The organism is Chryseobacterium artocarpi (assembly GCF_001684975.1).
In the GTDB taxonomy this organism is placed as follows: domain Bacteria; phylum Bacteroidota; class Bacteroidia; order Flavobacteriales; family Weeksellaceae; genus Chryseobacterium; species Chryseobacterium artocarpi.
Genome location: NZ_MAYH01000023.1, coordinates 155,913 through 171,276, shown reverse-complemented (window position 1 = coordinate 171,276; position 15,364 = coordinate 155,913). Strand labels below are relative to the sequence as shown.

The 15,364-nt window shown below is 34.2% G+C and carries 10 protein-coding genes; 5 read left to right on the top strand and 5 right to left on the bottom strand.

Going from position 1 to position 15,364, the window contains the following annotated elements; translation table 11 throughout:
- Positions 1–46 precede the first annotated feature (46 nt).
- A complete protein-coding gene (locus BBI01_RS08750) occupies positions 47–1,534 on the bottom strand; it encodes a DUF8728 domain-containing protein (RefSeq protein ID WP_065394304.1) in 1,488 nt (495 codons plus the stop codon).
- Positions 1,535–1,625: 91 nt separating this feature from the next.
- Complete coding sequence (locus BBI01_RS08745; protein WP_065394303.1) at positions 1,626–5,111, bottom strand: glycosyltransferase family 117 protein; 3,486 nt, start codon at positions 5,109–5,111, stop codon at positions 1,626–1,628.
- A 222-nt stretch (positions 5,112–5,333) separates the two neighbouring features.
- Between BBI01_RS08745 and BBI01_RS08740 the strand changes: the two genes are divergently transcribed.
- The 5 genes from BBI01_RS08740 (at position 5,334) to BBI01_RS08715 (ending at position 12,143) form a co-directional block, all read left to right on the top strand.
- A complete protein-coding gene (locus tag BBI01_RS08740) occupies positions 5,334–6,371 on the top strand; it encodes a PLP-dependent cysteine synthase family protein (protein ID WP_065394302.1) in 1,038 nt (345 codons plus the stop codon).
- Between the two features lie 83 nt (positions 6,372–6,454).
- Positions 6,455–7,726 (top strand): aminotransferase class I/II-fold pyridoxal phosphate-dependent enzyme, encoded by a 1,272-nt coding sequence (locus tag BBI01_RS08735; protein WP_185114352.1) that lies wholly within the window; start codon positions 6,455–6,457, stop codon positions 7,724–7,726.
- Positions 7,727–7,802: 76 nt separating this feature from the next.
- Positions 7,803–8,681 (top strand): EamA family transporter, encoded by an 879-nt coding sequence (locus tag BBI01_RS08730; RefSeq protein WP_065394300.1) that lies wholly within the window; start codon positions 7,803–7,805, stop codon positions 8,679–8,681.
- Between the two features lie 159 nt (positions 8,682–8,840).
- Positions 8,841–9,581 carry a hypothetical protein gene (locus BBI01_RS08725; RefSeq protein WP_065394299.1) on the top strand — a complete coding sequence of 247 codons (741 nt, stop codon included), beginning with the start codon at positions 8,841–8,843 and terminating at the stop codon, positions 9,579–9,581.
- A gap of 366 nt (positions 9,582–9,947) precedes the next feature.
- The gene (locus tag BBI01_RS08715) at positions 9,948–12,143 is read left to right on the top strand and encodes a B12-binding domain-containing radical SAM protein (protein ID WP_065394297.1); all 2,196 of its coding nucleotides are present in this window, start codon (positions 9,948–9,950) and stop codon (positions 12,141–12,143) included.
- A 262-nt stretch (positions 12,144–12,405) separates the two neighbouring features.
- On the opposite strand, the gene BBI01_RS08710 is transcribed toward BBI01_RS08715, so the two are convergent.
- From BBI01_RS08710 to atpD, 3 genes are all read right to left on the bottom strand, one after another.
- Positions 12,406–13,227: a hypothetical protein gene (locus BBI01_RS08710; RefSeq protein ID WP_065394296.1), complete on the bottom strand. Its 822-nt coding sequence runs from the start codon at positions 13,225–13,227 to the stop codon at positions 12,406–12,408.
- Between the two features lie 85 nt (positions 13,228–13,312).
- Positions 13,313–13,594 carry a FoF1 ATP synthase subunit delta/epsilon gene (locus BBI01_RS08705; protein ID WP_047095802.1) on the bottom strand — a complete coding sequence of 94 codons (282 nt, stop codon included), beginning with the start codon at positions 13,592–13,594 and terminating at the stop codon, positions 13,313–13,315.
- 99 nt (positions 13,595–13,693) lie between these two features.
- On the bottom strand, positions 13,694–15,202 hold the full coding sequence (atpD, locus tag BBI01_RS08700) for a F0F1 ATP synthase subunit beta (protein WP_065394295.1): 1,509 nt from the start codon (positions 15,200–15,202) through the stop codon (positions 13,694–13,696).
- Positions 15,203–15,364: the final 162 nt, after the last annotated feature.

The window sequence follows — 15,364 nt, the reverse complement described above, 5'->3', positions numbered from 1 at the left end:
GTTTTAGATAGTGGGTTGCAGGAGTCTACATTTCAAAGTTATATTTTTAATCTACTCTGATGTATAAGTTATAGTCTGTTCCGGAAGGTTTTAGATTATAGATTTTTTCAAGTATTTTATTATCACTTTTCAGGTGATCTTTTACTCTGAATTCTTTTAATAATTTATAATGGGTTTGATAATAGTCTGCATTTTTGCTTTCATATAAATTCTGGTAAGAAAGCAGATATTTTGGCTTCCTGTCTTTTACAGTATTGATCCAGTAATTGGTTTTATCCTTTTTAATTTCCTCCTGAATCTGCTTGTCAACCAATCCAACTTCATCAATGGTTTTTAGTCCTGAAAAATAAGGAACATAGCCTGCAGGTTCCAGTAAAATCCATTGTTTTTTATCTTTTTCATACTGATTTAAAAATATTCCGATGGTTCTTCGGTAGTTCCATTCTCCATTTCCGGTAGCAATAGCATGAATGGTCTGGAAAGCCAACATAGGAGCAATATAGAATACGACAAGTAATGAAAGCCACAGATTTCTTTTTTCTTTTTGCTCCAATACAAAAATAAGAACGGGAACGAAAAGTAAGAGCTGCGGAACCCAATAATACCAATCAAATAAACTTTTTTGAGAAAGAAAAATAATTTGTTTTGTCCATCCGAAAATGAAAATCATCCAAAGGAAATAGTTTCTTTTTTCTCGTTGTCTGATCAGGTAAATAAAACAAAGTAATTCAAAAATAAGGACAATAATTGTAATCGGATTGAAGTTTCCGGGTACTTTCAGCATTCCCCAGAAGTTACCAAAACTTACCAGAAAATAATCTACATTTTGGGCAAAAGTAGATTGCTGTTCATAAAGAAGTTTTTTTGCTGTAATGGTATTATTAACAATCTCACCAAAGTAAAACCAGTTAAAGGCAACAGTAGATAATACTCCTAAAATTCCACCAAAAACATAATTCCATCTGATTTTTTTATTCCAAAACACATCAACAAGAAATACAATTCCAAGGAATATAACAGTATCGATTCTTGTGAACATGATCAGGATCGGAAGAAGTGTCAAGACCCATTTTTTCCCTTTATTGAATCCGTAATATAATAGAGACATCTCCAGAAAAAACAGGATTCCGTATTCCATTCCAAGAATTGAAATCTTAATTGCCGGCGGTACAATACCGATTAAGAATATAAAAATGACTTTTTGCCAAGGATTTTTAAGAAGTAAATGAGATAAAAATAAAGTTCCTATCGTAAAAAGAATAGAATTGAAGATCAGAAGGGGTTCAATAAAGTATTCCTTTCCGAAAATCAAATTGAAAATATAAGACACAAAAACGTACAAATGAGTAGTAGATGCTGAAATTTTGGTATCTCCATTGAAACCGATTACTCCATAATCTAATAGATTCTGAGCAACTCTCCAGGTAATGAAAGCATCCTCCTGAATATAATGCGTCAATAAAAAAAGAAGTTTAAAAACAACCGTAACAATTACGGCATAGATAGGAAGCTTGCTATTTTGTGTTTCAGCCATTATGCATTTTTAGTTTCACAAATATAATCTTAAAATTCAGGATTCCCAATAACAAAAAAAACGGAACCGAAGTTCCGTTTTTTAAAGTATTTTATTGTGTTGCCTTCATCATTGCTGAAGTGATCTGATTTTCTTTTTCTTTCGAATAAGTAGAATCATAAGGCTCCATTACGTCAAATAAATATTGATAGAATGGTGTGATCTTTTGTACATCATCAGATTCCTTCATTGCTTTTTCTCTTCCCATCAACTGAAGTTCTTTTATAAAAGCATTGAATTTTTTATCAATCGGCTCAATGGATTTCACAAGGTAAGCATACCCTTTTTCTTTTTGTCCGATCTTATTGTAGGCATCCGTAACCGCTGCTACTACTAAAGAATATTCCATTGGTTTTGTTCTCATTTGTCTTCTCAAATAGCTTTGATCAGATTTTGAAAGACTCATATAATAATCATATTCGTCAAAGATTCCTTTCTTAAGTACTTCTGCCAATTGTAATCCTTTCTGCTCCTGTCCTGCGATAATATATCCTGTTACAATTGAGCTTAATGAACGTGGATCGTTATATTTCTCAGCTGGAATTTCTTTTGCGGCAAGATCCAGAATTTCTAATGCTTTCGCTTTCTGTCCGCTTAGTGCAAGTGCTGATGCTGCTCTGCTTGCTGACATTCTGTAGCTGATGATATTAGAAGTAGCCGTTTCATCAAAATGAGTGTTCAGATTCTTGAAGTTCCCCCATCTGAAGTTTTTCACTACATTGTAAAGTGCATTTGGATCTACTCTACCCATATCTCCGTCTTCTGATGGTGGTGTCTGAATTGGGATTAATCTATAACTGAATCCGTCAAACTGAAGATAATCATTAAGGAAGAAAATATTTTCACTGTCATAAATTCCTCCTGATGAGAAGTTAATCGGACGCTTCCAATCGAAGTTTGCCAATAGATCCATCAAGATCAGGTTGTTTTTATAAAGTGTATTTCCTTTGTAAGTAATCATGATCTGATTTGCTACGTTTGGAAGATCTGCCTGGTTAATGATTCCTGCTTTTAATGCATTTTCCTTGTTTACTGGAAGAATGAATTTGTTTACCGGAAGGATGTTGTACTTCTCGTATTTCTCTTCTCCGAAGTACATTTTCAATAACTGATCTTTTTCAGGAGATTTGAATTTAATAAATTCGATTGCCTGTTTCAATGTTAAAGAATCCTGTGTAAGATACTTTCTGAAAGCCTGGAACTCTGTATCCGGAACTCCCTGTTCTTTCAACATAGAGAAAACTCCTTCCCAGTCTTCTTTCTTCATCATGTAGATCTGATCATTTACACCATCTCTATAATCTTCATGAGTCAACTGACTTGGGATTCCTGCTGCATTATATGTTTTTCTTTTGATCTGATCAAGGTTCCAAGGTGTTGAAGCAAGAGTAAAGTTGACTACTTTCACATCATCTCTGAACCTTTCCGTTTCCTGGATAGCCCAAACCGGATAAGTATCGTTATCACCGTACACGAATAAGATATCGTTTTTCGGTAATGATTTTAATACTGAATATGCGTAATCGTATGCAGTATATCTCTCACTTCTGTCGTGAACATTATAGTTCTGGAAGCCCATCATAAAAGGAACTCCTAATAAAACTGCTCCAAGTGCAACATTGGCACCGTTAGATTTGATTTTAGATTGGAAGAACCATAAAATAGCTCCCGCTCCCAATCCGATCCAGATTGCAAAGGCATAGAATGAACCTACCATTGCATAATCTCTTTCTCTTGGTTCAAAAGGTTTTACTCCTGTATAGAAAATAATTCCGACACTTGTTAAAATGAATAATGATAATAGTGCATAGAATCTTCCAAAGTCTCTGTTTAATTGGAAAAAGAATCCGATTAACCCTAAGATTAAAGGTAAGAAGAAGAATGCAACTGTACTTTCATTTTTAAATTTCGCAGGCATCTTATCCTGATTTCCTACATTTACACTATCAATAAAAGGAATTCCGGAAATCCAGTTTCCTTTAGTAATCTCCATGTTTCCTTCAAGATCATTCTGTCGTCCTACGAAGTTCCACATCAGGTATCTTACAAAGTAATAACCATTCTGGAAAGAAATAAAATAATCCATATTCTGAAGTAATGAAGGCTTCTGAACATTAATAAGGTTGTAAGGTTTTACCTTTAAATAATCTGCTGCAGTAATCGATTTATCTTCATATTTTGTCCTTAATTCATCGAAAATCTGCTTAGCCTGAGGATTATCTGCCACATCTTCATTCGCATAATTGAATGTAAAATCAGGAGCTCCGTACATGGAAATATAGTTTGCCATTACATCTTTATCCTCATTAAACATTCTAGGCATAAGGCTTACCTGAGACTTATTGAATACATAATTGAAACGGTCACCTGTCTTTCTGTAAGTTCCGGTTTTTTCATCTTTTTCATAGATTTCACCAGTCTTTTTTGTTTTAAAACTTCCGTCTTCATTTTTTTCAATTCCGTTTGCATCAAGGAAAGCTGTATAGTTCTGTCCATACATCGTTGGCCAGTCACCATATTGCTCTCTGTTATAATAATCCAGCATTCCAATTGCAGTATCAGGATCATTAAGGTTCATTGGCGGATTAGCATTTGCTCTGATTGGAATAACCATCCAGCAAGAGAATCCGATCATCATGAAAACTACCGATAAAGCAACCGTCTGATAAATGTTTCTTTTTGCTTTTCTCGCATATTTAAGCAGGAAATAGCAGATCGCAACCATTAAAATAAATGCTGCAATTGTTCCTGAATGGAATGGAAGATCAAGACCGTTCACGAAGAAAATTTCCAATCTTCCGAACATTGTCATAATAAGAGGGAAAATAATTTTGAAAACAATAATCAAAATCCCAAGAGTAGTAAGGTTTGCCCAGATAAAGTTTTTCCAGGTAAACTTATAATTTCTTGCATAATATACAAGACATACTGCAGGAATCGCCAGCATACACATCATGTGTACCCCAACAGAAAGTCCTAAAATGAAGAAAATAAGGATAATCCATCTTTCATTGTCTGCCGCTTTATACTCATTTTCCCACTTTGTGATCAACCAGACCAAAAGCGCGATAAACATAGAAGCCATAGAGTAAACCTCTCCTTCTACAGCCGAGAACCAGAATGTATCTGAGAAAGTGAAGCAAAGTGCTCCCACCGCTCCGGCAAATAAAATAGAAATTTCCTGATGTTTCGTAATTTCATCAAAATCTTTGTTTAGCATCCTTCTCACGAAATGAGTAATCGTCCAAAACAAAAATAAAATAGTCAGCGCACTGAACAATGCAGACATCGCGTTGATTACGATGGAGTAATTTTCGCCTTTCCCTAATGCAAAAATGGCTGCCACGGCACCCACTATCTGGAATAAAGCCGCTCCGGGAGCGTGCGTTACTTCAAGTTTTACTGCAGAAGAAATGTACTCACCACAATCCCAAAAACTGAAATTGGGTTCTATTGTGGACAAGTACGTGAAAAACGCAATGACGAAAATCACCCATCCTAAAACGGTGTTCCATTGCCTAAAAGTCCAATTTTTCATAGTATTAAATCAATTATGCGAAAATAAGGCTTTTATATTATTTTATATTGTTTTTAACAAATTTTAAAAACTTGGCGCAAAATTTGCGATTATACTCGTGCTAAAACTGTAAACAGAAAAATATTTTTTTACGAAACGATGCCCTAGAAATCAAACAAAAGTTTAGTAATTATTTATTTTTTTGTATTTTTGCAGTCAGATTTTTATTGAAAATAACAAATAATGAGTAATGTTTACGATAATATTCTTGGCCTAATAGGACATACTCCTATGGTGAAGCTAAATACTGTGACAAAAGATATTCCAGCAACCGTTTATGCCAAGTTAGAATCATATAATCCTGGACATTCCACCAAAGACCGAATCGCACTTCATATTATAGAGAACGCAGAGAAAAAAGGCTTATTGAAAGAAGATTCCGTGGTTGTAGAAACAACTTCCGGAAACACTGGGTTTTCTATTGCAATGGTATGTATCATTAAGGGATATAAATGTATTCTCGCAGTAAGCGACAAGACAAAACCTGAGAAAATTGCTTATCTTAAAGCATTAGGAGCTACTGTTTATATATGTCCTGCCAATGTACCGGCGGATGATCCAAGATCTTATTATGAAGTAGCGAAAAGAATCGCTTTGGAAACTCCCAATTCTATTTACATCAATCAGTACTTTAATGAACTGAATATTGATGCCCACTATCAGACTACAGGTCCTGAAATCTGGGAACAGACAGAAGGTAAGATCACTCACCTTTTTGCGTGCACCGGAACAGGAGGAACATTGTCTGGTTCAGCAAAGTTTTTGAAGGAGAAGAACCCGGATATTAAGATTATCGGGGTGGATGCAGACGGATCTATATTAAAAAGCTATCACGAGACAGGTGAGATACACAAAGAAGATGTACATCCTTATCAGATTGAAGGAATGGGGAAAAATTTAATTCCTTCTGCCCTGCTTTTCGACAAGGTGGATGAATTTGTAAGGGTAAATGATGAAATGGCTGCCTACAGAACCCGTGAGATCGCTTTAAAAGAAGCTATTATGGGAGGTTATACGACAGGAGCTGTAACTCAGGGATTAATGCAATACGTACAATCTCATGAATTAACAGAAAATGATGTGGTTGTTTTAATATACCCGGATCACGGTTCCAGGTACATCACCAAAGTGTACAGTGACAAGTGGATGGCTGAACAAGGTTTTGTTAACAACTGTGTTCACAACTATGACGAAGTTTTCAAAACAGAGTTTATTAAATAAGAATAAATAAAATCACGATATAAATAAAGCCTTTTGCGTGTTCTACAAAAAAGGCTTTTTTACTTAAAAATTACGATACAATGTTGGATATTTTTGAAAGAATAAAAGAAAATCCAGGACCTCTTGGACAATTTGCAGATTATGGAGAAGGTTATTTTATTTTCCCAAGACTAGAAGGACCTATCGGTCCGAGGATGCAATTTCAGGGTAGAGAAGTAATTTTCTGGAGTGCCAATGATTATTTAGGATTATGCAATCATCCTGAAGTAATAGAAGCAGATGCAAAGGCGGCTGCAGAATACGGAATGTTCTATCCAATGGGAGCAAGAGCAATGTCTGGAGAAACAGATCAGCACCTTCAGTTGGAAAGAGAATTGGCAGACTTCGTACAAAAAGAATCAGCATATTTATTGAACTTCGGTTACCAGGGAATGGTTTCTACCATTGATGCTTTGGTAAGCAGAAATGATGTAATTGTTTATGATATGGATTCTCATGCCTGCATCGTGGATGGAGTAAGACTTCATTCAGGTAAAAGATTTACCTACAAGCACAACGATATGGCGAGTCTTGAAAAAAACCTTCAGAGAGCAACGAAAGTAGCTGAAGAAACAGGAGGTGGTATTCTTGTAATTACCGAAGGGGTTTTCGGAATGAGAGGACAACAAGGGAAGATCAAGGAGATTTGCGAACTTAAATCAAAATATCAGTTCAGACTTTTAGTAGATGATGCTCACGGCTTCGGAACACTGGGTAAAACAGGTGCTGGAGTTGGTGAAGAGCAGGATTGTAATGATCAGATTGATGTATACTTTTCTACTTTCGCTAAGTCAATGGCTGGTTTCGGGGCATTCCTTGCGGGTGACAAAGAAATTATCAGATACCTGAAATTTAACTTAAGATCACAAATCTTTGCAAAATCTCTTACGATGCCAATGGTAATCGGAGGATTGAAAAGATTAGAGCTATTGAGATCAAGACCTGAGATTAAAGCTAAACTTTGGGAAAATGTAGGTAAACTACAGAACGGATTAAAAGAAAGAGGATTCAATATTGGAGACACCAACACTTGTGTAACTCCTGTAATGATGCAGGGAACTCCTGTAGAAGCTACTCTTTTAGTAAAAGACCTTAGAGAAAATTATGGAATCTTTACTTCAGTTGTAGTATATCCGGTAATTCCGAAGGGAATGATTCTTTTAAGATTAATTCCAACCGCGTCTCATACTGATGCAGAGATTAATGAAACTCTTGCCGCATTTGAAGCGATTCACGATAAATTAGTAAGTGGTTACTATAAAGAGCAGGAACAAATATTACTGCAGGAACAGGGATTAAGTTTTAAACCGATCTAATCTTTAAACAACATAAAAAAACCACTGATTGATTCAGTGGTTTTTTATTTTAAAAACTATAAACTATAAAGAGCAAATGAAACTTAAGGGTTATTTATTGGGCGTTTTGTCAGCAGTTTCATACGGGTTGATTCCTATTTTTATTCTGCCAATCAAGCAGGCTCATTTTTCAATGGATATTACACTGTTTTACAGGTTTTTCTTTTCTGCTTTAATGGTGGGTGGATATCTCATCTATTCTAAGCAAAAATTTAGAATTAATAAAAAAGAAGCTTTAATTCTTGCTATTCTTGGAGTGTGCTATGCCCTTTCCTCAGAGTTTCTGTTTATAGGCTATGATTTTCTTACCCCAGGAATTGCTTCTACAGTTCTGTTCATCTATCCGGTGATTGTAGCTTTGATCATGTTTTTCTTTTATAAAGAGAGGCTTACTAAACTATCTGTCGTTTCACTATTTCTTGCTTTTGCAGGGGTAATTGTTTTATGTCTTAAGGGAAATGGTTTTGAAATCAATTTTAAAGGATTGGGAATTGTAATGCTAAGTTCACTGTTCTATGCGCTATATATTGTGATCGTCAATAAATCGAATTTAAAAGTTTCAGGATTTAAGCTTACCTTTTACTCTATGCTTTTTACCTCTTTGTTTTTTATGACCAAATCTGTTATAGGACATCAATCATTTGCTATCCCTTCAACAACCATCTTTGTTAACTTTCTTATTTTTGCATTTCTTACTACGGTAATTTCCAGTTTGTGCCTGGTATATGCCATTAAGTATATCGGTTCTACTCCGGTCGCTATTTTAGGAGCTCTGGAACCTGTAGTTGCTGTCATGGTAAGTGTATTAATGTTTCATGAACAATTCACTACCAATTTACTAATAGGAATAACTCTTATTTTACTAGGAGTAACTCTAAATGTAATTTCAGACAGAAAAAACATCACACATGCTTAAGTACTTTACAATAAGTAAAAAAATAGTCCCCCGAAGAATGTAGATTTTCAGGGGATTTTTTATTTTCCATTTCTTCAGTTATTCACTATTGCGTATAACAGGATTTATCTTCATATATTGTAATGTATAAGTGAAATTCGAAAAAACAGTATAATTTTCATGAAAGAGATACAACAAATTACTAAAGAGCAATTATATCAACACCTTATAAATCAATCAGAAAATTTTTACTCTACTGTTTATGAGACATTGGAAGGAACTTTGTTTGCTGATCATTCTTTAGACGAAGAAGATCTTTCAGAGTTTCTTAAAATGCTGGATCTGGAAACTGTAGAAAAAATAAAAGCAGCATCTTTGACTACGGATGAAGATGAAGTTCCCGTTATTATTCTTATAGAAAATGAAGACTCAACCTCGCTTAATTTAGTAACTGAAGATGGTGAAGGATATAAAATTATCCTAATAAATAAAGATATTGCTCTCTCTGGAAATCTCTTTATTGATGAATATCTTGTACTTATTATTATTGGAAATATAGAAGCAAAAAATATTATTGTTAATGGTTCATTGTACTGTTCAGGAAATCTGACTTGTGAAGTTCTGTTTGGTGCATCAGGTAATGATCATCAAACTTATATTAATGGAAGTATTACAACATCACTTATTGCTGAGAATGGACATTATACTGTTACCGAAAGTAGTATTCATTCAAAATACTTAATAAGCCTTCATAATACAATAGAAGCAAAAGCAGGAAGAATGATTGAAAATATAACTTTGGATGGAACCAATGAAGCCGAAGTTTTAAACCCTGAAATTCTAGATGAGAATGGCTATTTTGAGGAAAGCTCTTTTCTTAATTTCATCAATAATAACCCTACTGATCTGGTATTTAAATAATTTTGAACACAAAGTAATGATTATAACGCTTTATTTAGAAAGCAAAGAAGAACGACTTTATCGCTGAAGAAGCTATATGCATAATACATTCGCTTAAAAAGAATAAATGAAATTGATTCCATCTTTACCCCCTTAAAAATATAGCTATCTCTTATTAAAAATTTTGCATCTAAAAAAATCTCTTCTATCATTCTAAATCTTTCACGATAAATTGACTGCATTTTATCTGCGAAATCCGTGAGATCCGCGGGAAAAATTATACAAGAAAAAAAGTAAGTGAAGATAACAACATTCAGACCTGTCTATAATCAGAGTAAAAAATTTTTTTCTAAAAAAACTTTGGAATAACTTTGCAAAAAATTTCTGTTGAAAGACCTCCTTCTTATTACCCCGCCTTTTACCCAACTTAACACTCCTTATCCGGCAACTGCTTATATTAAAGGATTTTTAAATACTAAAAATATTTCCTGCTATCAGATGGATTTGGGAATAGATGTTATTTTGGAATTATTTTCAAAAAGTGGGCTACAAAAGGTTTTCAGTAAAGAAATTGATATTCAGAATGCTTCTGAAAATTCTCAGAGAATTTATGCATTAAGAGAAGAGTATTTAAAAACCATTGATCAGGTTATTCCTTTTTTACAAGGGAAAACTCCAACGCTGGCAAGACAGATCTGCAGTATGAACTTCCTTCCTGAAGCTTCCCGTTTCAACCAATTGGATGATATGGAATTTGCTTTTGGAAATATGGGTTTGCAGGATAAAGCAAAACATTTGGCGACCTTATATCTGGAGGACATTTCAGATTATATTGTTGAAAATATTGATACTGATTTTGGTTTCAGCAGATATGCAGAACGTTTAGGAAAAAGTGCGAATTCCTTTGATGAGCTATATTTAAAGTTATCCGATCAGCAAACATTTATTGATGATTTTACCTTAAATATCCTTCGTGAAAAACTAGAGGTTGTACAACCTAAATTGGTTTGTTTTTCAATACCATTTCCTGGAAACTTATATTCTGCTTTCAGAAGTGCGCAGTTTATAAAGAAAAATTTCCCAAACATTAAAATTGCAATGGGTGGAGGTTTTCCAAATACAGAATTAAGAGAAATCAAAGATCAAAGAGTATTTGAGTTTTTTGACTTTATAACATTAGATGATGGCGAACTTCCTCTTGAACTTTTATGTGAGAATATTCTTCATCCTGAACCAAACGAAGAACCTCAGTACAAAAGAACTTTTTTACTTGAAAATCAAAAAGTTGTTTATAATAACAATTCAAAAAGACACGATTTTAAGCAGGCAGATATAGGAACTCCAGACTATACAGATTTAAAACTGGACCAATATATTTCAGTAATTGAAATTGCCAATCCTATGCACAGCTTATGGAGTGACGGAAGATGGAATAAACTAACGATGGCTCATGGATGCTATTGGGGAAAATGTACGTTCTGTGATATTTCTTTAGATTACATTAAAATCTACGAACCTATCTCTGCCAAAATTCTGGTAGACAGAATGGAAGAACTTATTCAAACTACTGGGGAAACCGGTTTTCATTTTGTAGATGAAGCTGCACCACCTGCTTTAATGAGGGAAGTTGCTCTTGAAATTCTTCGAAGAAAACTTGTGGTTACCTGGTGGACCAATATCCGTTTTGAAAAAAGCTTCACCCGTGATTTATGTTATTTATTAAAACTTTCAGGTTGTGTCGCAGTTTCCGGTGGATTGGAAGTAGCAAGTGATCGTTTATTAAAATTAATTGATAAAGGAATTTCTGTGGAACAAGTTGCAAAAGTAACGAGAAATTTTACAGAAGCCGGAATTATGATCCATGCTTATCTGATGTATGGCTATCCAACACAAACCATTCAGGAAACGATTGATTCTATGGAAATGATTCGTCAATTATTTGAAATGGGAATTTTACAAAGTGGGTTTTGGCATCAGTTTGCTATGACTGCCCACTCACCTGTTGGGTTGAACCCGGAAGAATTTGGAGTTACTCCAATCAAGCAGGAAATTTTATTTGCTAATAATGATATTGACTTTACAGACAAAACTGGGATCAATCATGATAAATTTAGTTCAGGTCTAAAAAAATCTTTATTCAATTATATGCACGGAATTAATTTTGAACTTCCCCTTCAAGAGTGGTTTGATTTTAAAATTCCAAGAACAACAATTCATCCCGACTATATTCACGACAGTCTACTGGAAGATGAAGATTTTAAATTTAAAGGAAACTCCAAAGTTGTCTTTTTAACGAAAAACGTAATCGCTGAGAATCGCATAAAAAATAAAAAGAAATATTCTGGTACATACACGCTTCTTACATTCCACTTAAAAACCAATATTGTAAAGGTTGAAATGGAACAAGATAAAGCAGAATGGCTAATGAATATATTAGAGGAAAACTCTATAGAAAGCCAGAAAAAGCCTACGGCTCAACAACTTAAAGTTCAGTTTGAGGAAAATTTTGAAGATTTTGAATTGTTTTGGTTCTCAAAACCTATGCAACAATTGAAGGAAAATGGAGTAATTTTGAGTTTATAAAATTAATCCGTTTTTTCTCAGGGATTTTCAAATTGATAGAATTTTAAGATAAAATAACTCCAATGAAATCTAAATTAAAATTGCATAAATAATTATATAATATTTTAATATAGCAAACAAAGAAAAATTCGTGTATTCATTGCAAAAATGATCAGCCACGAATGCACGAATAAAATAAGGTTTGATTATAAAAAATTAAGTGGATAAAATAAAAACCTCGAAAAGTAATTTCGAGGTTTTATTTAATATATTTTTAGCAGATTCAATTAGGTTTATCTTGTGAAACAGGTCCCACAGATACTTTTTCCTGTATTTTAATGAAATTCGGATCCATAATTGCTATCCTTTCTGCAATTGCCTTATAGGTTGGATATTTTAGAATAGATGCCCTTCCTGACATTTCTTTATAGAGCGTAAATGATTTTCCACCAGCCGTTTTCAGTTGTTTTGTAGTTGTAATATATCTTCCTATATATTTACTTTTGGCATCATAGATCTCAATATCTATAAAGCTTTTTTCCATGATTTTATCATCGGAGCCAAAACTGACTGGTAAATTGGTAAAATATCCAACGGGAACACCATTACTAAGGATTTCTCCAACTTTATTCACCTCAAGATTGAGCTTATCTATCTTTTTTCTGACAGTATAAGCATCTTTTGTCTTATTATCAAGCTTTCTTTTAGGTACATTTAAAAATAGGTCATCAAGATTTTTCACATTGATTCCCATATTATCAATGATTTTAAATCCTTTTATGGATGTATAAACTGCTGATTTTTCTTCCCCGGAAAAAGCAGATGGTGAGATATAATCTACTTCAATGGTTTTATCCCTGTTATAAACTCTATTGATCTGAATATAGCTGTCCCTAACGGAATCCACTACGCTTTTATCAACAAATTTGATTGTATACAGAGGTGTTTCCTTTAAGTCCATAAAAGTATATTCATTGGACTTATTTGAAATTTTCGCAACCGGAATTCCGTCTAAATTAATAATTCCTCTTTTGGTCTTAAAATTCTGGGCATTGAAGAGTGCAATTCCCAGCATTGTAAAGAATATGATTATACTTTTCTTCATAGAATCAGATTTTTACACAAAATGAAATAAAAAAAGTGTAACCAAAGTTACACTTTTTTGAAAATATATTTAGCTTTTCATTTAATTATTCGCAAAGGATAATTCCTTTGTTATGATTAAATTCTACAACACCGCTTTTGATAGAATAAGAAAAAACAGAGTCTTTATCATTTTCTTTAGTAAGGTTTTTAGCATAAGCTTCATCTACTGAATTAGTAAATAATTTTACCTTACCACCGATTAATGAAGAAACGATTCCTGCGTGGTTTTTCATGATGTGAAATTCACCATTTTTTCCAGGCAATAATACAGAGTTAACCTCCCCTTCAAAAACTACGTATTCTGGTGTTAAAATTTTTATATTCATTTTAATTTAGATTAAAAGATTAAAAGATTGAAAGATTAAAAGATTTTGACAAACATTATTGTCTCTCATCTCACGTCTAAGAATCTTATGTCTAATTTATTAAGCGTTTTCAGCTAACATTTTTTGTCCTGCTTCGATAGCTTCCTCGATTGTTCCTTTCAAGTTGAAAGCAGCTTCTGGTAAGTGATCTAATTCACCATCCATAATCATGTTGAATCCTTTGATAGTATCTTTGATATCTACTAATGATCCTGGAATACCTGTAAACTGTTCTGCTACGTGGAAAGGCTGAGATAAGAATCTCTGAACTTTTCTTGCACGGTAAACAACTGATTTATCTTCTTCAGAAAGTTCTTCCATACCAAGAATCGCGATGATATCCTGAAGTGATTTATATCTTTGAAGAATTTCTTTTACTCTTTGAGCACAGTTATAGTGATCGTGACCGATAACTTCTGGAGAAAGGATTCTTGAAGTAGAAGCCAATGGATCTACCGCTGGGTAAATACCTAATGAAGCAATCTTTCTGTCTAGTACTGTAGTTGCATCTAAGTGAGCAAACGTAGTTGCAGGAGCCGGGTCAGTTAAGTCATCCGCAGGTACGTATACCGCTTGTACTGAAGTAATTGAACCGTTTTTAGTTGAAGTAATTCTTTCCTGCATCGCACCCATTTCAGAAGCTAGTGTTGGTTGGTAACCTACCGCTGATGGCATACGACCAAGAAGTGCAGATACCTCAGAACCAGCCTGTGTAAAACGGAAGATGTTATCTACGAAGAAAAGTACGTCTCTACCTTGTCCGCTTTCTCCACCATCTCTATAGTACTCAGCTAAAGTAAGACCAGAAAGTGCTACTCTTGCTCTTGCACCTGGCGGCTCGTTCATCTGTCCGAATACGAATGCTGCTTTAGAATCTTTCATAGCTTCTAAGTCTACTTTAGAAAGATCCCAACCTCCGTTTTCCATAGAGTGCATGAAATCATCACCATACTTGATAATTCCTGATTCAAGCATCTCTCTCAAAAGGTCATTTCCTTCTCTCGTTCTTTCACCTACTCCGGCGAATACAGAAAGACCTCCGTGTCCTTTTGCAATATTGTTAATCAACTCCTGGATCAATACTGTTTTACCTACACCGGCACCACCGAACAATCCAATTTTACCTCCTTTTGCGTAAGGCTCAACTAAGTCGATTACTTTAATACCTGTAAATAAAACTTCTGCTGAAGTTGATAATTGATCAAATTTTGGAGCTGGTCTGTGAATTGGAACACCACCTTCCTTAGAAATATCTTGAAGTCCGTCGATAGCATCACCAACTACGTTGAATAGTCTTCCGTTTACAGCCTCACCGATTGGCATAGTAATAGGATTTCCGTACCCGATTACATCTTGACCTCTCTTAAGACCGTCAGTAGCGTCCATTGCAATACATCTTACTGTATCTTCGCCAATATGTTGTTCTACCTCTAAAACTACTTTTTCACCGTTTTCTTTTGTAATTTCTAACGCGTCATAGATTGCAGGAACTGCTTCCACATCTGTGAAGACAACGTCGATTACCGGACCAATAATTTGAGAAATTTTACCTTTAATTTGGTTTGCCATTGCTAAATTTTTTCTTGGTGCAAATATAGTGATTCTTCATAAACCCGCAATTGGTAAAAAAAAGATTTTTATCATACTTTTTATAAATTTGCAAAAGCTGTCATTTACCAATCTCACAACAGTATTTAACAGTAAAAAATATTGATCCGTTGTTATATTGAT

Bases quoted from the DNA above. Each gene is read 5' to 3' on its own strand.
- atpD (WP_065394295.1), bottom strand. From the start codon at position 15,202: ATGGCAAACCAAATTAAAGGTAAAATTTCTCAAATTATTGGTCCGGTA.
- BBI01_RS08740 (WP_065394302.1), top strand. From the start codon at position 5,334: ATGAGTAATGTTTACGATAATATTCTTGGCCTAATAGGACATACTCCT.
- BBI01_RS08750 (WP_065394304.1), bottom strand. From the start codon at position 1,534: ATGGCTGAAACACAAAATAGCAAGCTTCCTATCTATGCCGTAATTGTT.
- BBI01_RS08705 (WP_047095802.1), bottom strand. From the start codon at position 13,594: ATGAATATAAAAATTTTAACACCAGAATACGTAGTTTTTGAAGGGGAG.
- BBI01_RS08745 (WP_065394303.1), bottom strand. From the start codon at position 5,111: ATGAAAAATTGGACTTTTAGGCAATGGAACACCGTTTTAGGATGGGTG.
- BBI01_RS08730 (WP_065394300.1), top strand. From the start codon at position 7,803: ATGAAACTTAAGGGTTATTTATTGGGCGTTTTGTCAGCAGTTTCATAC.
- BBI01_RS08710 (WP_065394296.1), bottom strand. From the start codon at position 13,227: ATGAAGAAAAGTATAATCATATTCTTTACAATGCTGGGAATTGCACTC.
- BBI01_RS08725 (WP_065394299.1), top strand. From the start codon at position 8,841: ATGAAAGAGATACAACAAATTACTAAAGAGCAATTATATCAACACCTT.